The organism is Skermanella sp. TT6, from assembly GCF_016653635.2.
In the GTDB taxonomy this organism is placed as follows: domain Bacteria; phylum Pseudomonadota; class Alphaproteobacteria; order Azospirillales; family Azospirillaceae; genus Skermanella; species Skermanella cutis.
In genome coordinates this window covers 465,857-488,844 of the sequence record NZ_CP067421.1, presented here as the reverse complement: position 1 = coordinate 488,844, position 22,988 = coordinate 465,857, and the positions used below count along the sequence as shown (strand labels likewise).

General features: G+C 66.2%; 21 protein-coding genes and 3 pseudogenes. 11 read left to right on the top strand and 13 right to left on the bottom strand.

From position 1 onward, the window contains the following. Positions 1–87 precede the first annotated feature (87 nt). The 3 genes from IGS68_RS30070 to IGS68_RS30060 all read right to left on the bottom strand — a co-directional run bounded on the left by IGS68_RS30070 (position 88) and on the right by IGS68_RS30060 (position 4,084). Positions 88–1,287: an IS256 family transposase gene (locus IGS68_RS30070; RefSeq protein ID WP_201081832.1), complete on the bottom strand. Its 1,200-nt coding sequence runs from the start codon at positions 1,285–1,287 to the stop codon at positions 88–90. Between the two features lie 300 nt (positions 1,288–1,587). Continuing rightward, positions 1,588–2,664, bottom strand: a complete 1,077-nt coding sequence (locus tag IGS68_RS30065; protein ID WP_201082847.1) for an IS5 family transposase — start codon at positions 2,662–2,664, stop codon at positions 1,588–1,590. A 124-nt stretch (positions 2,665–2,788) separates the two neighbouring features. After that, on the bottom strand, positions 2,789–4,084 hold the full coding sequence (locus tag IGS68_RS30060) for an ABC transporter substrate-binding protein (RefSeq protein WP_201081831.1): 1,296 nt from the start codon (positions 4,082–4,084) through the stop codon (positions 2,789–2,791). A 328-nt stretch (positions 4,085–4,412) separates the two neighbouring features. On the opposite strand from IGS68_RS30060, the gene IGS68_RS30055 reads away from it, so the two are divergent. Then, entirely contained in the window at positions 4,413–4,748 is a 336-nt protein-coding gene (locus tag IGS68_RS30055) for a hypothetical protein (RefSeq protein ID WP_201081830.1), read from the top strand. Between the two features lie 92 nt (positions 4,749–4,840). Here the strand turns inward: IGS68_RS30055 and IGS68_RS30050 are convergent, their stop codons facing one another. The 7 genes from IGS68_RS30050 to IGS68_RS30020 all read right to left on the bottom strand — a co-directional run bounded on the left by IGS68_RS30050 (position 4,841) and on the right by IGS68_RS30020 (position 13,542). Continuing rightward, entirely contained in the window at positions 4,841–5,182 is a 342-nt protein-coding gene (locus IGS68_RS30050; RefSeq protein WP_201081829.1) for a hypothetical protein, read from the bottom strand. A gap of 131 nt (positions 5,183–5,313) precedes the next feature. Beyond that, positions 5,314–6,330, bottom strand: coding sequence for an AbrB family transcriptional regulator (locus tag IGS68_RS30045; protein ID WP_247881436.1), 1,017 nt, complete (start codon positions 6,328–6,330; stop codon positions 5,314–5,316). A 74-nt stretch (positions 6,331–6,404) separates the two neighbouring features. Continuing rightward, positions 6,405–7,934, bottom strand: a complete 1,530-nt coding sequence (locus tag IGS68_RS30040; RefSeq protein ID WP_201081828.1) for a tripartite tricarboxylate transporter permease — start codon at positions 7,932–7,934, stop codon at positions 6,405–6,407. 69 nt (positions 7,935–8,003) lie between these two features. Then, positions 8,004–8,378 (bottom strand): tripartite tricarboxylate transporter TctB family protein, encoded by a 375-nt coding sequence (locus IGS68_RS30035; RefSeq protein ID WP_201081827.1) that lies wholly within the window; start codon positions 8,376–8,378, stop codon positions 8,004–8,006. Then, positions 8,375–9,346 (bottom strand): Bug family tripartite tricarboxylate transporter substrate binding protein, encoded by a 972-nt coding sequence (locus IGS68_RS30030; RefSeq protein WP_201081825.1) that lies wholly within the window; start codon positions 9,344–9,346, stop codon positions 8,375–8,377. The genes IGS68_RS30035 and IGS68_RS30030 overlap by 4 nt, the downstream gene beginning before the upstream one ends. 176 nt (positions 9,347–9,522) lie before the next feature. Further along, positions 9,523–12,231, bottom strand: coding sequence for a hypothetical protein (locus IGS68_RS30025; RefSeq protein WP_201081823.1), 2,709 nt, complete (start codon positions 12,229–12,231; stop codon positions 9,523–9,525). A 27-nt stretch (positions 12,232–12,258) separates the two neighbouring features. Beyond that, entirely contained in the window at positions 12,259–13,542 is a 1,284-nt protein-coding gene (locus tag IGS68_RS30020) for an ATP citrate lyase citrate-binding domain-containing protein (protein WP_201081821.1), read from the bottom strand. 540 nt (positions 13,543–14,082) lie between these two features. Here IGS68_RS30020 and IGS68_RS30015 point away from each other — a divergent pair. From IGS68_RS30015 to IGS68_RS30000, 4 genes and pseudogenes are all read left to right on the top strand, one after another. After that, complete coding sequence (locus tag IGS68_RS30015; RefSeq protein ID WP_201082890.1) at positions 14,083–14,313, top strand: hypothetical protein; 231 nt, start codon at positions 14,083–14,085, stop codon at positions 14,311–14,313. Continuing rightward, positions 14,297–14,691: pseudogene (locus tag IGS68_RS30010) on the top strand (IS3 family transposase); the annotation flags it as partial. The gene IGS68_RS30015 and the pseudogene IGS68_RS30010, both read left to right, overlap by 17 nt. A gap of 184 nt (positions 14,692–14,875) precedes the next feature. Next, positions 14,876–15,136 (top strand): antitoxin, encoded by a 261-nt coding sequence (locus tag IGS68_RS30005; RefSeq protein WP_201081819.1) that lies wholly within the window; start codon positions 14,876–14,878, stop codon positions 15,134–15,136. After that, a complete protein-coding gene (locus tag IGS68_RS30000; protein WP_201081818.1) occupies positions 15,133–15,540 on the top strand; it encodes a type II toxin-antitoxin system VapC family toxin in 408 nt (135 codons plus the stop codon). Before IGS68_RS30005 ends, IGS68_RS30000 begins: the two co-directional genes overlap by 4 nt. Before the next feature lie 408 nt (positions 15,541–15,948). Here IGS68_RS30000 and IGS68_RS29995 read toward each other — a convergent pair. Then, a pseudogene (locus IGS68_RS29995) lies at positions 15,949–16,077 on the bottom strand (IS3 family transposase); the annotation flags it as partial. A 40-nt stretch (positions 16,078–16,117) separates the two neighbouring features. Between IGS68_RS29995 and IGS68_RS29990 the strand changes: the two are divergent. The 6 genes and pseudogenes from IGS68_RS29990 to IGS68_RS29965 form a co-directional block, all read left to right on the top strand. Continuing rightward, a pseudogene (locus tag IGS68_RS29990) lies at positions 16,118–16,549 on the top strand (Tn3 family transposase); the annotation flags it as partial. 130 nt (positions 16,550–16,679) lie between these two features. Beyond that, complete coding sequence (locus tag IGS68_RS29985) at positions 16,680–17,288, top strand: TetR/AcrR family transcriptional regulator (RefSeq protein WP_201081815.1); 609 nt, start codon at positions 16,680–16,682, stop codon at positions 17,286–17,288. Continuing rightward, positions 17,285–18,436 carry an ABC transporter permease gene (locus IGS68_RS29980; RefSeq protein ID WP_201081813.1) on the top strand — a complete coding sequence of 384 codons (1,152 nt, stop codon included), beginning with the start codon at positions 17,285–17,287 and terminating at the stop codon, positions 18,434–18,436. The genes IGS68_RS29985 and IGS68_RS29980 overlap by 4 nt, the downstream gene beginning before the upstream one ends. After that, complete coding sequence (locus tag IGS68_RS29975) at positions 18,433–19,185, top strand: ABC transporter ATP-binding protein (protein ID WP_201081811.1); 753 nt, start codon at positions 18,433–18,435, stop codon at positions 19,183–19,185. The genes IGS68_RS29980 and IGS68_RS29975 overlap by 4 nt, the downstream gene beginning before the upstream one ends. Next, positions 19,182–20,108, top strand: coding sequence for an HlyD family secretion protein (locus IGS68_RS29970; RefSeq protein WP_201081809.1), 927 nt, complete (start codon positions 19,182–19,184; stop codon positions 20,106–20,108). The genes IGS68_RS29975 and IGS68_RS29970 overlap by 4 nt, the downstream gene beginning before the upstream one ends. A 197-nt stretch (positions 20,109–20,305) precedes the next feature. Then, entirely contained in the window at positions 20,306–21,514 is a 1,209-nt protein-coding gene (locus IGS68_RS29965; RefSeq protein WP_201081807.1) for an MFS transporter, read from the top strand. Positions 21,515–21,547: 33 nt separating this feature from the next. Here IGS68_RS29965 and rfbA read toward each other — a convergent pair whose 3' ends face one another. After that, entirely contained in the window at positions 21,548–22,429 is an 882-nt protein-coding gene (gene rfbA / locus IGS68_RS29960; protein WP_201081805.1) for a glucose-1-phosphate thymidylyltransferase RfbA, read from the bottom strand. Beyond that, entirely contained in the window at positions 22,426–22,971 is a 546-nt protein-coding gene (locus tag IGS68_RS29955; RefSeq protein WP_247881486.1) for an SDR family oxidoreductase, read from the bottom strand. Before IGS68_RS29955 ends, rfbA begins: the two co-directional genes overlap by 4 nt. Between the last annotated feature and the right edge of the window lie 17 nt (positions 22,972–22,988).

The following is a 22,988-nucleotide window of genomic DNA, read 5'->3' as shown; positions in this document are numbered from 1 at the left end:
CGGGTTGTATCCGAGATCGTGTCCCCAGACGTGGTGTAGGATTGGCGTCACCAATCATCCTGGTTCCCAGCAGTCTGGCCGGGTTGCTCATGCCCCTGCGGCGGGCAGCATGATGGGGCTATCATCGCCGAGTGGAGCGATAGTTTCCAGTGTCATGTAGCGGGCGCGCTGGACGGCCCATTCATCGTTCTGCTCCAGGAGAATAGCGCCGATGAGGCGAGTAATGGCGTCCTCGTTCGGAAAGATGCCGACAACGTCGGTCCGGCGCTTGATCTCGCCATTCAGGCGCTCGATCGGGTTTGTCGAGTGTATCTTGACCCGATGTTCCTTTGGGAACGTCATGTAGGCCAGCACGTCGGTTTCCGCCTCGTCCAGGAGGGCTGCCAGCTTGGGAACTTTGGCGCGGATCTGATCGGCGACTTGGCGCCACTGGACTTTGGCGGCCTCGGCGGTGTCCTGGGCGAAGGCGGTGGCGATGAACGCGGCGAAGAGGCGCTTGCCCTGCTTGCCAGCATGCGCCATGGCGTTGCGCATAAAATGCACCCGGCAGCGCTGCCATGTCGCCTGGAACACGCGCTGGACAGCGGCCTTGATGCCTTCATGGGCGTCGGAAATCACCAGCTTGACGCCGGCGAGACCGCGACGCTTGAGCTTGCGCAGGAATTCGAGCCAGAAGGTCTCGGCCTCCGATGCGCCGATGTCCATGCCCAGCACCTCGCGCCGGCCATCGGTGTTGACCGCCACCGCGACGGTCACGGCGACAGACACGATGCGTCCCTGCTGGCGCACCTTGACGTAGGTCGCATCGATCCAGAGGTAAGGCCAGTCGCCTTCGATCGGACGGCTCAGGAACGTCTTGACCCGGTCGTCGATCTCTTCGCACAGGCGGCTGACCTGGCTCTTGGAGATGCCGCTCGTGCCCATGGCTTTGACCAGATCGTCCACCCCGCGGGTCGAAACGCCCTGGATGTAGGCCTCCTGGATCACCGCCGTCAGCGCCTTCTCGGCCATCCGGCGCGGCTCCAGAAATCCTGGAAAATAGCTGCCCTTGCGCAGCTTGGGGATGCGCAGTTCCACCGTGCCGGCTCTGGTTTCCCAGTCGCGATCCCGGTAGCCATTGCGCTGTGCGAGGCGGTCAGCCGAGCGCTCACCGTGACCGGCGCCGGTCACCGCCTGAACCTCCATCTCCATCAGCCGCTGGGCGGCAAAGCCGATCATCTCACGCAGCACATCCGCATCTGTGCCCTTTTCAAGCATCGAGCGAAGCGTCATCATCTCGTCGGTCATCGTGGTCACCTTGGATCAGGTATGTGTTGTGGTGACCAGACTTTACCCGAGAACCACGATGACCGCCCGTTCCGGGGCAGGCCCTCCGGTCGGCTACGCCTCCCTGCGGGCCTGCCCCGGAACGGGCGCTCCTACACCACGCCTGGGGACTTGATCGTATCCGACAAGCGGTCTTCGCAGCCCCTTTGCCTCCGCTGAGGCTCGAAGAGGGCGCTTTGGACGCCCGTTTTGGTCGAGATGGAGTGGTTTGCCTCGATCCAGGGCTCGCGGAGCCGCCGTTCAGGCGGACTCCGGACGTGATTATGCCGCAGCCAGCAGCTTGGGCAGGCGGATCAGGTTGTAGGCCGCGGCAGTCAGCGTGAACATCCAACCGACACGGGCCGTGCCGCGATGACGCGTTTTGCGCAAGCCGGCTCCCTTGATCCAGCCGAACACCTCTTCGATCCGCTTGCGGATCCATTGGCTGACGGCGTAGCCGAGGTGGCCGGTGGTCCGGCCGTCGATCGCCGAGCGGCGGTTGTTCGTGTTCCGGGCGACGTGCGGGGCCGCGCCCAACTTGCGCATGTTCGCCACGAAATCCTTGGTGTCGTAGGCCTTGTCGGCCCCGACCGTGATGCGGTGGCGGCCCGGAATGGCCTCGACCATGGCCACCGCCGCCTCGCGCTCGGCCAAGCCGGTGGCCGCCGTCAGCCGGACATCCACCACCAGGGCGTGGCGGTTCTCCATCAGCGCATGACCCATGAAGGCCAGCTTCGCCGGCTGCCCGTTGCCCTTGCGGTACAGCCGCGCCTCGGGATCGGTAGTCGAGGCTTGGGTCTCGCTGGAGCGCTTCTCGCCATGGAAGTCGGGATCACCGTTGCGTCCCGGCCCCGGCGGCTCGCCGCCGTCGTCCTTGGGCCGGAAGCTCTTCACCGAGGCCCACGCTTCAATCAGCGTGCCGTCCACCGGGAAATGCTCGTCCGACAGCAGCGTTTTGACCCGCGGCTGATCCAGCACGGTGGCCAGGAACTTGGCCGCCACATCGCCGGCCAGCAGCCGTTCACGGTTCTTGGTGAACACCGTCACGTCCCACACCGGCGCGTCCATCGACAGGCCGACGAACCAGCGGAACAGCAGGTTGTAATCGAGCTGTTCCATCAGCTGACGCTCCGAGCGCACCGAGTGGAAGGCCTGCAGCAGCAGCGCCCGCAGCAGCTTCTCCGGCGGGATCGATGGTCGCCCAATCCTGGAGTACAGCCCCTCGAAGGCCGGCGACATCACCTCCAGCGCCTCGTCCACGATGGCCCGGATCGGCCGCAACGGATGGCTCGCCGGAACCCGCGCTTCACAGCTCACGTAGCTGAACAGACCCTCGCTGCGTTCGTCCAATCCCCGCATCGTCCCCTCGCCGGCCGCAGTCTCCACCACCGAAGAGAATCACGACCGCCCGCCCGTGCACAGCCCGTTTCCGCAACCTGCTAGACGTCTCCCGCTACATTCAGATTCAGCCCATAACGTGGTTTTACGGAACTTGGAACGCCATTTGCCACTGACGCAGGAACTGTTCGCGTTTGATCTGATCTAGGAAAACTATCAAAGTCGGACTGAGATCGATCGGCAAGATAGGGCCGGCGGCTTCGGTGCGTACGGAGGAAGCCGACGCCTTGCTCATGATTTCCGGGGAGATTGCATAGAGTGCCGAGCGGGTCGCAATAACTTCCCGTCCTTCTCTTGAGAGCAGGTAATCGATGAAGCGGCCGGCCAGGTGCGGGTACGGTGACCTACGCGGTATCATGGCTGTCCGGGACATGACGAGGGTATAGTCTTCCGGCAGGACGATGCCGATGGAAGCCTCCGTTCTTGCCCGGGCTTGGGCGTAGGAACCCAGGACATTGTAGGCGAACAGCACCTCTCCATGCTCGATCATGTTCAACATGGTTTCGGTGTTCCCCACGAGCCGGGCCTGAGCATTCCCCAGGGTCGCCACGAGTTGCCAGAACTGGCTGAACGTCACCGAGTCCTGAGTGGCGAAGAGATACCCGATGCCGCTGGCATGGATGTCGTAGGTGGCGACGCGTCGGCGATACTGGTCCATGTTCCCGCGCAGAAGCTGGATGATAGCGTCCCGCGAACGGGGTACCTGCGTCTCCGGCACCAGGGCGCGGTTATAGACAATCACCGCCGGCTCGAAGGTGAACCCAAAGATTTCGTCGCGCCAGTTGGCCCAGCCGGGCAGTGCCAGCGTTGCCGGCGAGATATAGGGTTGAGCATATCCGTCGTTGACCAGCTTCACCTGAAGGTCCGCGGCCGAGCTGATGACCAGATCGGGATAGTCCTCGCGGTTCTCGTCCTGAACAGCCTCGTACACCTCGATCGTGTTCATCTCGAAAAAGTCGATGGCGATCTCGGGATGGAGTTGCTGGAAACCGGCAATAAGCGGTTCCATCACCTCCCGGTCGGTCGCGGCAGCGATCCGCAAACGTTCCCGCTCACCGATCGGCGCGGGAAATGTGACGACCTGGCTGACCGCAGCCACCGGCAGCCAGCCCAGTAACGATGCCAAGCCCAATGCCCGCAACAAGACGGCCCATGAGTGCCAGGACGAGGCAAGACGAAGCCGACTGCCGGCACGGCTTTGCGCCGACCGGTTCAGGTGAAGACCTGCCGGGCCCGATTCCGTTCCCGGATCTGGAGTGCCGGGGATCGGATCCAGGCTGTCGTCATACAGGCCGCAGCCAGGAACCTCGGGTGTTCTTCGGATGAGGGCCGCTCCGCGGTAGCTGCGGCACCTGGCGACGCATTCCAATAGATTGACCATGGCCCCTGCAACCGATCCGGGTTGACACTTCCTTCCGGCCCCAAGCGCTCTGTCGAGATCGAGCCGGATTCATCCGCCTCCCCGGCAAGCCGCCTACGGCCTTCGCAAGACTATCATCTTCTCCTCCGTCATATCGCGTGTCATGCACGGGATCAGCGGTTCTCGACGCGGATGAATCGCGATCTCAGGGTGGCGGATGCGGGCGGGTGCGGTGAAGTGCCTCGGTTCGGCGATCAAGGTTCTTCCTGGAGGGGGCAAACGTGATCCGACAGCCCCATGAACGTGCTCGAAGACCTGTTGTCGGAGTTGAGGAAGGTCCGCGCCGGGCTTGGCGGGCTTTTCGATCTTCTTCATGCAGAGCCCGTCGTTCCTGGACCACCAGCGCATCCTGTCCAAGAGCCATGGCCGCTCCGACTGCCGGACCCTTCTGGGCATGACGGCGATGCCGAGCGACAACCACATCCGCTCGATGCTGGACGGCAATGATCCCGTCGCTGTCGACGGGCTGTTCATCAAGGTGCTGGAGGCGGTCGCCGCGGCTGAGGACCTGGCAGCAGCGTTCCGGCGGTGCACGCTATCGGTTCTTCGAGCACCTGCTGACCATCACCGCCCATATCCTCTTCCCTTATTGGAAGAGCCTGATGGCGGCCATTGCCAACCATGACTGTCCCTTTGAGTTCTTCAGATCGCTGAAATTGAACCCGAGCCATGAACGATCGCTCGCCCGGGTTCACTTCGGGTCGTTCCAGCTCGGGATCAGGTGAGGTTGATGATTACCGGATTAGGGATGTCCGGGCCGTTCATCACCCCGTTCCATACCGTGTCAGGACCGGATTCGAAGTGAACGATGACGACTTCCGGCAGCCCGGCGATCTGAACGGTTTTGCCGTCCGACCTTCCGGCCGGTATCGCGCCGAAGAGCACGCCCGCGGCATCTCCGGAATCAGCGTCGTAGAATGTGACGCTGCCTCGCGGGGTTGCGGTATCGGATCTGTTGTTGATCAGGACGGTGAAGGCGACCTTGCCCGGTGTTCCGTGTTTTCTGGTAACAGGGATTTCAATCGAACTGGCCTCCCTCGCCGCTTCCTTGTCTGTCATAATTTTCCTCCATTCTTCGCAGGATTGATGGATTGGCTATAGCCATGATCGATCAGGCGATGTGACGAACGGCACGTCTGTGGGTTCGCCTGAAGTCCTTGAGCTCGAGCCGATTTGGTCGGATGGCGGGGTCATCGCAAATTCCGCACCCATAAGGGAACGAAGATGCTGAGGCAGATCAGGCGCACCACATGATGGGCACCCACGAACGCGGGATCGAGGCCGAGCGCGAAAGCCATGATGGTCATCGCTTCCACGCCGCCCGGTGCGTAGGCGAGCCAAAGTTGCCCGAACGGCAGGCCCAGCCACCGGCCGGCCAGAAAAGCGAACAGGGCTGAGACGGCCAGCGCCAGTCCGACGCTTTCCAGCGCGCCGCGCAGGGCGTCCCGCAGCATAGCCAGGGACACGATGCGGAACCGGGTTCCGATGACGCAGCCGGTCACGACGAACCCGATGATCAACAGGAGTGTCGGCAACCGCCCCTCGACGATCCCGGCCGCGTGAAGGACGGCGCTCGCCAGCATCCCGCCGAGCAGCGCGCCACCGGGCACCCCAAGGCGTTCAAGGATCAGGCCGGTGACGCCGCCGGCCGCGAGCACCAGGAGGCTGTCGGCAAGCGAGAGTTCCGCGGCGATCTCCCCGGTCGTGCTGAACCCGCCGCCGGCAAGCAGCCACGGCATTGCCGCCACCAGCACGAACAGCCGAAGGCTCTGGGCGAAGGCGATGCGGGAGATGTCGGCCTTGGTGCGGAGCGCCATGACCAGGACCTGGGACAGGGCGCCCGGGACCGAACTGAACCGTGCCGTAGTACTCTCCCATGCACGCACCCGGGTCAGATGGATAGTGCTGCTCGCTGTCATGGCGGCGACAGCCAGACCCAGCATGACCAGGCTGCCCGGCCATGCCCTGACCTGCGCGATCGTCTCGGGCGTCACGGCGCTGCCGATGGAGGTGCCGAGCAGGATGAACACCAGCGTGCGCACCCCATCGGGAATACCGACGGGCAGACCCGATGCCGCCCCGGCAGCCACCGTGATCATGGCCCCGGATAGCCAGGCCGCAGGGGCGCCGAACCATGCAAGCACCCCTCCGCCCGCGGCACCGAGCGCCACCGTGAATAGAAGCTTGCCAAGAGCGGGCATATTCATGGTTCTACTCTTCAAAGGGAACTCCGATGCCGGGGGCACGAGCTACCCGGCATCGGGAACTCATGAGGGAAAGCTCATTCCTCTCCCACCGTGTCCGCGTGAGCGAACCGCGGCTCCTGGCGCTTCAGCCGCTTGAGCAGCAGGGGGGCGAACAGGATGACCACAGCCATCATCCACAGGATGATGGTCGCCGGCGTCTGGAACAGGATCGACCAGTCGCCATCGCTTATCGAGAGGGCGCGACGCAGGTTCTGTTCGAAGATCTCGCCCAACACGACGCCGAGGATCACAGGGGCCAGCGAAAAGTCCAGCTTGCGCAGGATGTATCCGAACACGCCGAAGCCGATCATCAGGTAGAGATCGAAACTGTGCCCGGCGACGGAGAATACGCCGACGAAGGTCAGCGTCGCGATGACGGGGACCAGATAGGCCGTCGGCAGCATGATCATCCGCACCAGCAGTCCCACCAGCGGGATGTTGATGATCAGCAGGGCGATGTTGCCGATGTACATGGAGGCGATAAGGCCCCATGCCACATCCGGATGCTGGGTGAACAGCAGCGGTCCCGGCGTGATGTTGAACAGCAGCAGCACGCCCAGCAGGATCGCCGTGGTGCCGGAGCCTGGCACTCCCAGGGTCAGCATCGGCACCATGGATCCGGCCGCGGACGCGTTGTTCGCCGCTTCCGGAGCGACCAGGCCTCGGACATCACCCTTGCCGAAACGGCCGCTCTCGCCGGCGAGACGCTTCTCGGTGCCATACGCCACGGCGCTGGCGACCGAGGCGCCGGTGCCTGGCAAGACACCGATGATGAAGCCGATGATCGAACACCGTATCATCGTCCACTTGACGTCCAGCACGTCCTTCATCGAGACCGCGACCCGACCAAGCCCGGAGGCCTTGATGAGTTGGCCTCCGCCGTGCTGCTCGATCAGCGCGAACAGTTCGCTGATGCCGAACAGACCGATGACCACCACCAGGAAGTCGATGCCGTCGAGCAGGTTGGGGGAGCCCAGCGTGAACCTGTCCACGCCGGTGCCGCTATCGACGCCGATCGTCGCGATCATCAGGCCCAGGCCGGCCGCGATCAGCGTCTTGGCCGAGTTGGAGCCGACCATGGCGCCGAGCGTCGCGAAGGCGAAAACCATGAGCCCGACATACTCCGCCGGGCCGAAGGCGATCGCGACAGACGCAAGCAGCGGACCGATCAGGGTCAGCAGGACGATGGCGAAGGTGGCGCCGACGAAGGAGGCGATGGCCGACATGGTCAGCGCTTTGGCTGCCTCGCCGTTGCGTGCCATGGGATTGCCGTCGAGCGTCGTCATGACGGCGCCCGCGTCCCCGGGCACGTTGAGGAGGATGCTCGATACGCGCCCGCCGTACTCGGCCCCGTAATAGACGCCGACCAGCAGGATCAATGCCGATTCCGGTGGAAAGTTGAGGGCGTAGGCGATCGGCATCAGGATCGCCACGCCGTTGATCGGACCGATGCCGGGCAGCGCGCCGATGATGGTGCCCAGCAGACATCCTGAGAGGATCATGAGGAGGTTGAACGGGGTCGCCGCGATAGCGAACCCATTGCCGAGAGCGATCAATGTGTCCATGTCGTGCGACCTCTAATGGAAGATGGCGCCAAGCGGAAGATTGAGCTGCAGAGCCGAGGTCCAGAGCCACTAACCCGGCACCCCCATGACGAGGGCGAACACGACGGCCGGGATCTTCGGCGCGCCGAGCATCAGGGCGAAGGTGCCGCAGACCAGCGTGGTCGTGATCATGAATCCGAGCGGCTCCAGCAGGACCGCGTAAAGCACCAGCCCGACGAGCAGGATGACGGCCCGCCTCAGGACCGTCCGCGGCGGCCATTCCGGTTCGGCGTCCGGCCGCACCAGGACTATGACGCCGCAGATACCGACGACGATCGCGAGGAGTATCGGCCAGGCTTGGGGCCCGAGCGGCTCGTACTGGAACGGAACCTCGATGGAGATGGCCATGACCGCATAGATCGCGGTTATGGCCAGCAAGGCGACGCTGAAGATGCGGTCGCTCACTTCACGAGTCCCATTTCCTTGGCCAACTCGCGATACTCGCCCACCTGCCGCTTCACGTAGGCATCCAGCTCATCGCCGGCGAGCGAGAACTCGAACAGTCCCTTGTCCGTCCGCACCTGGGCGAAGTTCGGCTCCTGGTGCATTTTCTCGAAGGTCTCGACCCACCACCGATAGGCCTCGTCGCTGACCTTCGGACCCATGTAGTAGCCGCGGATGATCTCCCATTCCAGATCGAGTCCCTCCTCCTTGGCTGTCTTGATCTGGTCGAACGGGGCGGGCAGGCGTTCGGGCGCCATCACCGCCAGTACGCGCACGAGACCGGCTTCGAGATTGGCCTGCTGCTCCGAGATGTCGCCGGTGTAGACCTGGATATGACCTCCCAGCAGATTGGTCGAGGACTCGCCGCCGCCCTCGAAGGCGACATAGCGCATCTGCCTGGGATCGACGCCGACCGACTTGACCAGGAGCGCCGCCTTCATCCAGTCCTGGCTGCCGACCGTGCCGCCGGCACCGATCACGATCTTTTTGGGATCCTTCTTGATCGCTTCACTCAGTTCGGCCAGCGACGCCCAGGGGGCATCGGCCCGGACCACGACGGCGCCATAGTCGGTACCGACGGAGCCCACCCAGCGCGCGTCGTCCTGGTCGAATTTGCCGAACTTGCCCAATGCGAGGTTGAGCAGCGAGCCGCCGGAAAAGGCGACGATGGCATTCTCATCCTCCGCGCGGGTCGTGTTCATCGCGTTGTAGGCGATGGCGCCGATGCCCCCCGGCATGAAGCTGACCTGCATCGGGCGCGTGATGTGACCTCCTTCGATCAGGGCCTCGGCCGCGATCCTGCAGGTCAGGTCGAACCCGCCTCCCGGCTGTGCCGGTGCGATGCACTCAGGCCTGGAGGGCTCGAAGGCCTGGAGCGGTCCGGCGGAGACGAGAAGGGCGATTGCGGTGGTGGCGAACAACGTACGCATAGGAGTTCCTCCGAAGATGTTCTGTTCTGGGCGATAGGCCGGCAACCGACCGGTGGTCGGCGACCGAGATCTCAAGGTTGGAAAGTCTATTCGTCGTGCCGACCCGGACCGTCAGGTATTGCTGCGCGCAATGGCATGACTTCTCCTTCCGGCACGTTTTAGTGTCGCTGTTCAGGTCAGGCGACGAACCTGCATTGCGAAGCCGGGGTGCGGGTGTCCATGTTGCGGCCCCGGTTCAGGTGGTCGTCGGCTTCGGCGGCGCTTCCGACCATGCGGGCGTAGAGGAACAGCGTGAACGCCGCCGTCTCCAGCGCCGAGGCCGGACAGGTGCCGCTGCGGTAGGGCTGCCACAGGATCTTCAGCAGCAGCGCCGCGATCACCGCGTCGATGTTGACGCAGTAGACGGTGCGGGAAACGCCGGCATCGAACAGGGCCTGCACCAGGGCGCGGTAGTAGTCGTGGAAGACGTTGTACTCGCCGCGGCCCCGCATCAGGTTCCAGATGAACACCTCGCGGGGGTCATGGTTGACTGGCTTGTCCTTGAACACCGGGTGGTTGACCCCGGGGATCTTCTGGATGTCCAGGTTGCCCGAATTCTTCCGGTCGGACTTGTAACGTGCGTATTCGTCCGTGTAGCGCTTGGCCAGCGCCTTCAGGTCCAGCCCGTGGTTCGGGTCCGCCGGGTTTTCCAGACCGGCATCGCGGAACTGTTCGAGCAGGAAGGCGATGCCCTCGTAGCCGTTGCCGCCATGGGCGTAGCCGCAGTGGGACAGAAACCCGACCAGGGCCTTGTTGAGCTGCACCCGTTCCGGCGACTCCGGACCGTCAGCCGACACCGCTCCCTTGACCCCTTGGATGCTGATGGCGCCCGGGCCGTTGCCGGTCAGCAGCAGGCCGATCAGGGTCTGGAAGGCGAACAGGTCCTCACGCCTGCCCTCCTGCCCCAGCAGCGCCAGGTATGCAACCTCCGTCAGCGAGCGGCGACCCAGGATGTCGTCGTTCGGAACGCCGCAGAACCGCTCCGCCTCGTGCCGGTCGGCCTCGACCGAGGCGCCCAGAAGGGTGCCGAACAGACTCATCCACCAGGGCAGGTTCTCGACCGTGAGCCGGGAAATGCGCCGGCGCATCAGCGGCCCCCAGGCGAGCGTCACTGCGATCGCGGCCAGCGCGCCATCCGCGGTCGGATGGGCGTCGAGGCTCTCGATGTAACGCGCAAAGGCGGACCGGCCTCCCCGCTCCCGCAAGCCTTTCAGCATGGCTTCAGCCCGTGCGTCCGGCTGGCCGCCAACCAGCAGGGAGCGTGCCTCTTCGTCCAGGATCACCGAAGTGAAGTCGAAATCCTCATCCAGAGCGTCCTTCAGGCCAGCCTCGGAGAACCGCTCGACGAGAAGCTTGGCCGCGCGGCGCGCGGGCTCCATCCGCTTGGGGCCGACCAGGCAGGCGGCGGCGGCCAGGACGGCGTTGGGCGCGTTGTCATCGTCGCGGGCAGCCTGGGCCGCCGCCAGCACGGTACTTCCGTGCAGGTTGAGGGCCGAACCGACCGCCACATTGACCAGCGCCCGGTCGTTCTCTCCACCCGCCTCATGAACCAGCGCCAGGGCGATGTTGGTCTCGAGCGGGTACTGGGCGGCATCGAGCATCGACACCCCGTGCAGGGTGGCGACCTGGGTCTTGGGATCGAGCTGCGATGCGCCAGAGGCGTCCTTCAGGGACTGCCGCGGGAACACCGATCCGACCTGCCGATTGAGTTGGGCGATCTGCTCATCGTAGGGAGCGACCGCCTCGACCACCGGCAGGTCGAGATCCTTCGGCAGGCCGATACCCCGGGTCGAGGCGAACCACGGTTTGAGTGCCAGGCTCCCCTCGGGCTCGAAGTCCGGCCGGGTGGCATTCTCGCGCATCACCGCGGTCAGCGCCGCCGGGATGTGGGCGATGTTGGTCACCACGGCGCCACGTGCGGAGAACACGGGGTTGTCGGGCGTGAAGATGCCATCGACGCCGAATTTCGCCATGAACCACTGTTCCTTGGCGCCGGCATCATCGTCGCCGCCCGCCATGGCCCCCGCATGCCCGACGGCACGTGTCAGCTTGCCCTTCCACCGACCGACGACGCAGGCCACCACCGGCTTGTTGAAGTCGGCTTCCAGTTCGTAGTGGCCGCCCGGCTCGGAATACAGCACGGCGGCCTTGCTGCGGGCGTCGTTGGCCAGGGCGAAGGCGAACTCGGGGGCGGCGTAGTGGATGTAGATGTCCTTGCCGCTGGAAATCGCGGTAGTCGTTCCCCAGCCCGCCATCCGCAGATAGGTCGCGATCGTCGTGGTGAAGTTGCCGGAGTTGGACAGAATGGCGATCGAGCCCTTCTTGAGCGCCTCGGCCGGACTGTCGCCGCCCAGGGCGCCACCGATCCGCACCTGGTTCCAGGCATCGGCGACCCCTAAGCTGTTGCCGCCGAAGATGTCGATGCCGTTCTGCTGGCCCATCGCCCGGATCTCGCGGCTGTCGTGGACCGACAGCTTCTCCGTGACGATGAAGATCTTGTCGAGTTCCGGGTTAACCCGGATCAGTTCGGCAACGCCGTCGCGTGCCGCCGACGGCGGCAGGTAGATGACGCCGCAATTGAAGCGGTGTCCCGCCTCCAGGCCCTCGCGCACGCTGTTGTAGACCGGGATCGGCCCGAGCGATGTTTCCAGCACCTGCCCGCTCCGACCGGGCGAGGTGCCGAACACCACGTTGCCACCGGAATACACATGGCCTACGGGCGTCACGTCCTTGGACTCGCCGCCGAGTATGTTCAGGACGCAGACCCGGTCCTGACGCGTCGCGATCTGTGACAGCGAGTTGATGCCGACATAGTATTTGAAGTCGCCGATGCCTTGCTTGAACACGGCATTTCCTCCTGAACCAAACTTGGTTTACGCGGCTGCGCGGGAGCCCTTGAAAGACGCTTCGATCTGCTCGCGTCCGCCCGACTTCATCCACTCGTCGATCCGACGGGCGAAGCCGACGACCTCGCTCATGTCGCTGTCGAAACCGAAGATGTGATAGGGAATCCCGAGCGCCTCCAGGGTGTCGCGCAGGGCGCCCATGCCGCGCACCAGGTTCGGACCGCCGCGGCCGACCACGACGTAGAGCGGCGTCGGGCCGTTCTTGCTGAAGTGCTCGCGCAGCGCGTCGGCAATGGCGCGGAAGGTCTCGAAGATGTCGGTGTTGTTCGACTTGCCGCCGATGATGAACAGCACGTCGGTCTGCTTGAGCCAGTGCTTGAAGCAGATGCGTGCCACCTCGCGCATCTTCTCGTAGGGCGGATTGCCGCCGAAGTCGGAGGAGATGATGGCGTTGTCGCCCAGCATCTCGGTGACCATCGAGTTGGCGCCGCCGCCGAAGGTGGGGGCCAGGATCGTGCCCGCCGAGTTGATGACGTAGACGTCGCTCTGGCCCTGGTACGTCCGGAGCTGGTTGATCTCCTGCTCGAAATCCGAGTAGTCCACGGCGAACAGGTCGTTCGGCAGGTTCAGCCGGTTCCAGCGCGGGTCGTCCCGGTCGAAGCCGCACTTGAAGTCGCAGGCGACCGGCGTCAATCGGCCCTGGCGGTCCGGACGCATGCGGATCGGGTTCAGCTCGAGCGTGGTCATGCCGAAATTGTGGAACAGCTCCCAGAGCTTGGGCAGCTGCTGGACCAGCGGCGAGATGATCTGCTTGGGCGCGTTCAGTTCCGTCAGGGCATTGGCGACCACGAATGCCTTGAGACCGGTCAAGGGATCGAAGGGGATGCTCGCCACCAGGCTCTTGTCCAGCTCTTCGATATCGATGCCGCCGTGATGGGTGAGCGTCATGGTCGGCGCGCGGAACCGGGTGCTGTCCGTGATGGAGAAGTAGATCTCGTGCTCTGCCGGAACGGCACCCTCGAAGGTCACGCCGTTGGCCTTGTAGAGATTGTTGCCGACCCTATGCTCGGCAAAATAAAGACGTTCTTTTTCCTTGAGCGCCGTCTGAAGGTCCTTGGCCCGGCCGAGCAGGCCGGCCTTGCCCTTCTTGCCGACGCCGCCTTTGAAGACCGGCTTGATGAACACGGAGCCGTGGCGGCTGATCAGGTCCTTGATCTCGCCCTCGCTCGCGGCCGGTCCCAGCACCTCGGAGGTGGGGAACCCGGCGAACTGCAGCAGCCTGGAGCCGTGCAGCATGCCCGTGACCTGCATGTCGTCCTCCCTTGATTATCACTGCATCATCAAAGTCTTGCTGATGAAGGCGCCAGAGCTTGAGGCCCCTTCGGCACGTGCGTAGTCGGAAGACCCGGTTTGAGCTTCCGGATAGTGTCGTGCGTGTGCGCCGGCTTCGACGGGCCGAAATTCTTCTCGGACTCCGGACAAAGACGATCCGTTCACAGCCGCGAAATCGCCTGGCTGTAGCTGGCGCGTCACGCGGACGCAGGTCGGACCGGATCAAATCTGGTTGCAGATGAGATCTGGAGCGATGGCCCCGGATTCCCCTGTTGCTGCGGGTTTCTGCAAGGCTGTATGGGTTGTTCGTCTAGGGAGCGCGCCTCGGGGGCAGCATCTTTGTCCTCCATTCATGGTTCTGTTTAGGGGTCGAACGAGAGCAGCCGTTCGCTGATCCATCGGTCACCCCTTGCGTTGGCGGAGTCTTACCAGAGAAAGCTGTCACCAACCTGTCAAGGATGGTCGATGAACCGCGACGGGTTTACCGGAGACTCCATTTTTTCAGAAACTGGGGTCATCATGACGAAACAGGCATCACCCAAGTACGCCCCTGAAGTCCGCAAACGCGCGGTTGGGATGGTGTTCGATCACGAGGGGGAGCACGCCTCGCAGTGGGCGGCGATCAGCTCGATCGCGGCGAAGATCGGCTGCACGGCGGAGACGCTGCGGAACCGGAAGGCCGAGCGCGACCAGGGGAAACGGCCCGGCCCGAGGACGGACGACCAGGAGCGGGGAGCAGGCGCTCCATGATCGCCGGCCAGCCAAGGGTAGCGGCCTCATCCACCACAGCGATCGTGGGCCGCAATATGTCAGCATTCGCTACACCGAGCACTTGGCCGAGGCCGGTGTCGAGCCGTCGGTCGGCAGCGTCGGCGACAGCTACGGAGCTTCAGCTAACGCCCAAGGCGGTATGATGCCCTGGCCGAAACGATCAACGGCCTCTACAAGACCGAGGTGATCCGACGGTGCGGGCCATGGCGCAACCTTGAAGCCGTCGAGTTCGCCACCCTGGAATGGGTGGATTGGTTCAACCACCGGCGCTTGCTCGAACCCATCGGCAACATTCCGCCTGCCGAGGCCGAAGCACGCTACTATGCTCAAACCGAGCACGTCGCCAGGGCGGCGTGACTCAACCAGATCGGCCGCCGGCGGACCGAGGAGTTGGAGACGAAAGGCAATCGCCATCGTCTGCTCCTCATCGTCAATCCGGCGCGCAGCGGCCATCGCGTCCTTGGGCGGCGCCGAGCCGTAGCGGCCTTGTATCGGCAGGCGTGAAGATGTATATACGGTCACGTATAAACAGGAGGCTGCCATGCCCCATATCGCCAAGGTTTTTCAGTCCGGCAACTCCCAGGCTGTCCGGCTGCCGAAGGATTTCCGCTTCGCCGTGGATGAGGTCGAAGTCTCTCGCGAGGGCGATGCCGTGATCCTGCGCCCGAGGGCCGATTCCTCCAGGCGCTGGGCATCGCTGCACGCGGCCATCGACCGCAGCCTCAGCGACGACTTCATGGCCGAGGGCCGCGAGCAGCCCGATCAGCAGGAGCGTCCCGATCTCGACCGGGCGTTTCAGTGATCGGTTGGCTGCTCGACACTAACGCCGTCATCGCGTTGACGACGCGCCGGTCGGAAACATTGTTGCGCCGGGTTGAGGCGACCGAACCCGGCGCGCTCGCCGTATCGGCGATCGTCGCGCATGAACTCTACTTCGGCGCTTACAGAAGCCAGAAGGTCGACTTCAACCTCGAAACGCTCCGGCTGCTCTTCACCGACATCGCCATTCTGGACCTCGATCGTGAAGACGCGCGCGCCGCCGGTGAGATCAGGGCGGACATGAAGCGGCAAGGCACGCCGATCGGCCCCTATGACGTACTGATAGCCGGCCAAGCGCTTGCGCGCGGCCTGCCGCTCGTCACCAACAACACCGCCGAGTTCGGGCGTATCGCCGGATTGCGGCTGGAGGATTGGACGAAGACTTGACGCGAATAGAAGCGCCGTTCCTCTGAAATTCGAAGAAGAACACCATATAGGTTCTGTCAGCTCCCGGGGCGGCTTGCCGAAAGCGCCCTCAGTGGATGGGTTCCCAGTCCGATCTTGAGGATCAAGAGAGCCGCCATGGAGGGCCAGCACTGGCACCCGTCGGCAACTGCGGAGCGGGAGGGCGAACGGTTCATGGCTTCCGGCGGATTCGATGCCGGGATTGTGGGCGTCTGTTCAACGAGCGGACCGGCACAACGCTGAATCGGGTCCAGGTCCCGATGGATATCGTGTTTCTCGTGGTCTTCTGGAGATTGCGTTACAAGCTGACGGCCTGCATCGCCGCCTGATCCTGACGGAGGCCGGCGGCAAAGGTTTCGACGACCGGGGTGCCGCAGGACTCCGCTTCATCCCGATCTTCGCCGAAATCGAGCTGATCGCCACCCACTGCGAGGCGTGCTCCCCTTCGTGCTCGAACACCATCCGCACCGCGCGCTCGCGGACTTCAGGGGCGTATTCGGGTGATGCCTGTTTCGTCATGATGACCCCAGTCTCTCAAGAAATGGGACCTCCGGTAAACCCGGTGCGGTTCAACTTCGGCGGCGGGACAGCTTCCAGTTCCGACAGCCAGCACTTCCCGCTCGCCTGGCGGGGCAAGGTGGCCGGCGCAGTCAACCCGCACAGAGGATCCGGCCCGGCGGCCTCCTTCTACACCCACGTCTCCGACCGCTACCCGACCAGACGCCGGAAACCCAGCGGCACCGCTCCGGCGGCCTCAGCCTGGTCGTGCGTGGCCACGAGCATCCTGTGGAATACCGTCTACAGGGAGCGGGCCATCGGCACCCTATGCGCCCGCGGAGAGCACATCCCCGGCGGATTGCCGGGGCACCTCGCGCCCCCCTGATGGCAGCGCATCAACCCGACCGGCGACTGTCCCCGGAGCGGAAAGCGGGTTCCGGGCACGCCGAGCTATCGCCCGTTGCGCACTCCAGCCGACCTCCTGGCCGCATGACGTTCCGGCTTTGTCCGCTTACCGTTTGTTCGCGTCGGTTCTATGCGTGACCGCGCTTCCCCGTTCGAGGGGCTTGACGGCGGCTTGAAAAGGCGAATATTTGTTCGTCGAATAATCATTCGGTGAAATCATGCGCAGCCGTGACCCCGATCTCAACGCCGAGCGCCGTCAGGCCATCCTGGATGCCGCCGTCTCCTGCTTCGTCCGACAGGGCTTCCATGCCACCAGCATGAAGGATATCTGCGCCGAGGCGGGAATGAGTCCGGGCACGCTCTACCACTATGTCCGGTCCAAGGCGGACATCATCGCCGGCATCATCGACAACCAGGCCGGCTTCTCCCGCGCCCTGATAGAACCGCTCGCAGAGGCGGCCGACTTTCGGGCGGCGCTGTTCGACGCGCTCGACCGGTTCGCCGCCGGGATCGCCGACCGCGACCTTGTCCTGAATGCCGAGATCGGCGCCGAACTGCTCCGCCAGCCTTCCCTGCGCGAGCGGGCGGCCGAGGCCGACCGGGCGAGCCGACGCACCCTCTCGGCGGCGATCGCCGCCGCCCTCGGCCAGGGTGCCCTCCGCCATGATCTCGACCCCGACGATACGGCCGCCATGCTGCTGGCGCTGATCGACGGGGCTCTCTGGCAGGCGACGCTGAACGGTTCGGCTCACTTCGCGGCCGCCCTGCCGGCCCTGAAGGCGGCGATAGGCCGCATCCTCTCGGTTCCCGGGGACGGTTGCCCATGACCGGCGCTCCCGCCCCGTCCGGCGTATCGCTGGCCCGCCGCTCGCTGACCTACGAATGGCGGCGTTACCTGGCCGCCGTGCTGGCCGTCGCCTTCTCCGGGCTTCTCGTGATCGTGCAATTGGCCCTGCTCCTCGGGCTGTTCAGGACCGTCACCACCGTGGTCGACCGGTCCGGCGCGGACCTCTGGGTCGGCGAGGCCGCGGTTCAGTCGTTCGACCTCGCCCGGGACATGCCGGAGCGCGTCGAGTTCCGTGTCCGGTCCCAGCCGGGTGTGGAGCGCGTCGAGCGGTTGCTGCTGGGCTATGCCGACTGGCGGGCGCCGGACGGCCGCCGGGTGACGGTGACCTTGGTGGGGCTGAACGTCGACGAGGGCAGCCTGGCCTTCCCGCGCACGGTGCCGGACGGGTTGCGCCGCGCCCTGCTGCGGCCCGGCGGCGTCCTGGTCGAACGGGCCGACCTCGGCAAGCTGGGCCTTTCCGAGGACGGTGCGGGCGACTCCGAGATCAATGGCCGCCGGGTTTCGGTGGCGGGAATCGTCACAGGTTTCCGCTCCGTCGGAGGCGCCACGATCTTCACCGCCGAAGAGACGTTCCGAAGCCTGACCGGATCGACCGATGGCGGCACCTCCTATCTCCTGGTGCGGCTGGCCGACGGCAGCGACGCAGCCACCGTCCAGGCCCGCCTGAATCGATCCGGTACCGGACTGTTCCGGGCCATGACGCCGGAAGAGCTGTCGATCATGTCGCAGTCGTACTGGCTGCTGGAGTCCGGCACGGGCGTCGGATTCCTGTTCTCGACCGTCCTGGGCCTGCTGGTCGGCGTCGCCATCACCAGCCAGACCCTGCGGGCCGCGATCCTGGCATCGCTGCGCGAATACGCGACCCTGCGCGCCTTGGGCATCCCTTTGGGAGCGCTGCGGGCCGTGGTTCTGGAGCAGTCGTTCTGGGTCGGCGTCGCCGGCCTGTGCATCACGGCATTGGGAGCCGCCGGGGTCTGGTGGGCCGCGGCGGCCGCCGAGGTTTCCGTCGCCTTCACCGGATGGTCGATCCTGGGCACGGCGCTGTTCACGATGCTCGTCAGCCTCGTCTCCGGCCTGTTCTCGCTGGGTCCCCTGTACCGGACCGAGCCGGCGGAGCTGCTGCGATGAGGCCGGCGCGCGCACCCTCCATCGCCCTGTCGTCGGTCGAGCGTTCCTTCACCAGCGGAGCGATCACCGCCCGCGTGCTGAAGGGCATCACCCTGGAAATCTGGCCCGGCGAGATGACCTTGATCGTCGGTCCTTCCGGTTCCGGAAAGAGCACCCTGCTGGCCATCGCCAGCGGCCTCATGCGCCCCAGCGCCGGGCGGGTGGTGACGCTCGGCGTCGACCTGGGTTGCCTGGACGACCGGGCGATGGATCGGTTCAGGCTGGAGCACTGCGGATTCGTGTTCCAGGGCTTCAACCTGTTCGTCGCGCTGACCGCCTTGGAGCAGGTGGTCTATCCGCTTCAGTTTTCGACGAGGCGGGGGTCCGCCGCGGACCTCGGCGCCCGACGCGCACTGGAGGTGGTGGGGCTCGCGGATAAGACCCATCTCTACCCGCAGGAGTTGTCGGGCGGCGAGAAGCAGCGGGTCGCCGTCGCCCGGGCCATCGCGAAGGATCCGGGGCTGCTGTTCGCCGACGAGCCGACCAGCGCGCTGGACCGGGAGAACGGCTCGCGCATCGCCCGGATGCTGCACACCCTGGCCCATGATCGGGACGCCACCGTGCTCTGCGTCAGCCACGACCAGCGGCTGATCGACCATGCCGACCGGGTCATCCGCATCGAGGACGGCCTTATCACCGCCGACGAGCGGCACGCGCCGGCCGCCCCCCTCGCCGGGGGACCTCGTTCCCTGCTGGAGACGGCTCCATGACCATCCGGACCCGCCTGCTGACCGCCGTCGGCGTCACCGCCGGCCTGCTGCTCGCCGGCTTCACCCTGTCCGGGCGACAGGAGGCGCCGCAGGTCCGGCCTGCGGTCGCCGACCGCATCGTCCCGGTCGCCCGGGGCCTCGTCGACGTGGATGGGGGGCTGGTGCAGATCGCGGCCGAGAGGGATGGCGTCGTCCGTGCCGTCCTGGCGGAGGAGGGCGAGACCGTGCGCCAGGGCCAGCCGCTCGCCGCGATGGACGACCGCGCCGCCGGGATCCAGATCGGGATCGCCGAGGCGCAGTTGGCGGAACGTCAAGCCGCGGTCGAGGCCCAGGCCGTGCAGGTCGACCGGGCCAGACGCGAACGCGACCGGCTGGCGACCTTGGCGCGCACCGACGCCGCATCGCGGAAATCCCTGGACGAGGCGGAGACGGAGGCTCGGCTGGCTGCCGCCGAACTGGCCCTGCGCCGGGCCGAGAAGGCGACCGCCGAAGCCAATGTCCGCTCCGCCCGCTACGAGCGGGAGGTCCGCACCATCACCGCGCCTGCCGACGGCGCCATCGTCCGCCGGCTGGTCCGTCCCGGCGACGGTGTCTCGACCCTGAACGTCACGCCGCTGTTCTGGTTCGCACCGGGGACGGCGGCGATCGTGCGCGCCGAGGCGGACGAGACGGTCGCTCCGCTGCTGCGGGTCGGGCAAGCGGCGGAGATCGCGCTGGAGACCAGCCAGTCCGAGACGATCGCCAGGGGCCGTGTGCTGCGGATCGGCAAAGCCTACGGCCCGCGGCGGGTGACCACCTACGAGCCGCGCGACAGGGCGGACATGCGGGTCCTGGAGGTGACCGTCGGGTTCGACGGGGAGCCGCCGCAGGTGCCGCTGGGCCAGCGGGTGCTCGTCCGCTTCCTGCCGGACCCGCCGGCCTGACCCCTCCACCCCGTCCCCGCGTCGCGCGACTCCGCCAAGCCCGGCGCAGGACCTCTCGGGAGCATTGCGATGGTGACGATCCTCTCCGGCCTGGCACCAGATCCGGGCCTGGGTCATGCCGGCGCGGATCGCCCGGCGCCTTGCGGCGCTCGCCGGGGGTCCGCTGGGCGGTGCGGTCCTGGACGCGGAGCGAACCCGTGAAACCCGCCCGCCGCCTGCCCTTGCTCGGGACCATGCTGACCGGGTCCCTGTCGGTGTTCGCCATCACCCTGCTGGCGATGGCCCTGCCCTGGGTCCTCATTTCCGGCGGGCACGGCACGATGGTGGCGGGGGTGGCGGCGTTCTGCCTGCACATGCCGGCGGTGATCGGCACGGCGCTGGGCGGCCGGCTGATCGACCGGGCCGGCGCCCGCCGAGTCCTCCTGCTCGGCGATGCCGGCGGGCTGCTGGCGGTCCTGGGCGCGGCGCTCCTGGCCGAGGTACCGGGGATGGGCCTGTGGCCGGTGGTCGGCATGCTTGCGCTTTCCAACCTCGCCGCCGCGCCCGGCATCGTGGCGCAATCGGCGCGCATGCCGGAGATCGCCCGCCTTGCCGGCATTCCCCTGCCGGCGGCGAACGCCTGGAGCGACGTGGCGATGGGGATTTCCTACGTGGCAGGTCCCGCCACGGCCGTGCTGCTGGTGGAGGCCGGCGGACTGCCCCTGGTCCTGCAAGCGGCGGCATCGATCCTCGCACTGGTGTGTCTCGTCGACCTCGCCACCTTCCCGAGGTTTGCGCGCCGGCGCCGCGGCCCACCGTCAGGGGCGTCCGGGCGCCCCGCCCGCGATCCCGCGCTCGCCGTCCTGCTGGCGCTGGGCATCGCGCTGGTCGGCATCTATGCCAGTCTCGACGAGATCCTGGCGCCGGCGCTGGTGGTCGCCGAAGGCGTGGCAGCGGACCGGCTGGCGTTGTTCCTGGGCATTCTCGGCGCGACGTCCCTGGGATCCAGCCTGCTCTTCGCGCTGGTCGGGCACCGTCTCTCCCGTCGAAGGACCTTCGCGTCCGGAGTCGTTCTGTTCGCCGCGGGACTGTGGGCGCTGGCCCTCCTGCCGGCAGCGATCGGTCTTCTGCTCGGTCCGGCTCTGATCGGCGTGGGAGCCGGGCCATTGAGCCCGATCATGGTGACCGCGATCCAGGAACGGGTGCCCGCGGCCGCGCGCGGCCATGTGCTGGGCCGGGTCAGGGCGATGATCATGGCGGCCCAACCCTTGGCGGCCCTGGCTGCGGGTCCGGCCGTGGCGGTCCTGGGTCCCGCCCGGTTCGCCCTGGCCCTCGCGCTGGCGGCCAGCGCAGCGGCGGCCGTCTCGGCCCTGCATCCGGGCATGCGCCGGATCGACGCACGGTCGGGCCCAAGCGTTCCACCCTGAACTCTGCCCCGGGATGCGGCGGACCCCGCCGCCCTACGGGACGGCGGCATCCTCCAGGAGGGACAGGATATACCTGCCGTACCCGCTCTTTCCCAGTGCGGCTCCCAGCCGTTCCAGCTTGGCGCCGTCGATGAAGCCCATGCGGTAGGCCACCTCCTCGACGCAGGCGATGCGCTGCCCCTGGCGCTTCTCGATGGTGCGGACGAACTCGCCGGCTTCCAGCAGCGACTCGTGTGTGCCCATGTCGAACCAGCAGAAGCCGCGCCCGAGCTGTTCCACCGACAGCCGGCCCTGCTCCAGGTAGACCTCGTTGACCGACGTGATCTCCAGCTCGCCGCGGGCCGACGGCCGGATCGACGCCGCGATGTCGACGACCTGGTTGTCGTAGAAATACAGGCCGGTGACGGCCCAGTGGGAGCGCGGCTTGGCGGGTTTCTCCTCGATGTGGACCGCACGGCCGGCGGCGTCGAACTCGACGATGCCGTAGCGGTGCGGGTCGCCCACTAGATAGGCGAACACGGTCGCCCCCTGGCAGCTGCCCTCCCGCGCGGACTGGAGCTTCTGCGACAGGCCATGACCGTAATAGATGTTGTCGCCCAGGATCAGCGCGCAGGGGTCGCGGCCGATGAACTCGCGGCCGATGACGAAGGCCTGCGCCAGGCCGTCCGGCGAGGGCTGGACCTGATAGCTGAGCGAGATCCCCCACTGGCTGCCGTCGCCCAGAAGGTGCCGGAACTGCGCCTCGTCGTGGGGCGTGGTGATGATCAGGATGTCGCGGATGCCCGCCAGCATCAGGGTGCTGAGCGGGTAGTAGACCATCGGCTTGTCGTAGACCGGCAGCAGCTGCTTGCTGACGACCTGCGTGACGGGATAGAGCCGGGTGCCGGAGCCGCCGGCCAGGATGATGCCCTTCATGCGGTTTGTTCCAGGAATTGGGGGCACAGGCGCGCGATGCAGGCGGCCAGGCTGTCCCGCCAGGGCGGCGCCTCGATGCCGTAGGCCGCGCGCAGGCGGGAGCAGTCCAGCACGGAATTCTTCGGCCGGGCCGCCGGCGTCGGATAGTCGCTGGTGGCGATCGGCCGCAGCCCAGGGACGGGATGGCCGTGGCCGGCGGCCAGCGCGAAGATCTCCCGGGCGAAGCCGTACCAGGTGGTGGCGCCCATTCCGGTGAAATGGAAGGTGCCGTACAGGGCGTCATGCCCGCCGGCGCCAGGCTCCGTCATGCGCAGCGCCATGGCGACCAGGGCGTCGGCGATGTCCGCGGCCGATGTCGGGCAGCCGTGCTGGTCGTCGACGATGCCGAGCTCCGGCCGCTCCCGGCCCAGTCGCAGCATGGTCTTGACGAAGTTCTGCCCGTGCGGGCTGTAGACCCAGGCGGTGCGGACGATCGCGTGGCGCCCCGCCGCGGCGCGCACGGCGTCCTCGCCGGCCGCCTTGCTGGCGCCGTAGACACTGATCGGGGCGATGGGATCGT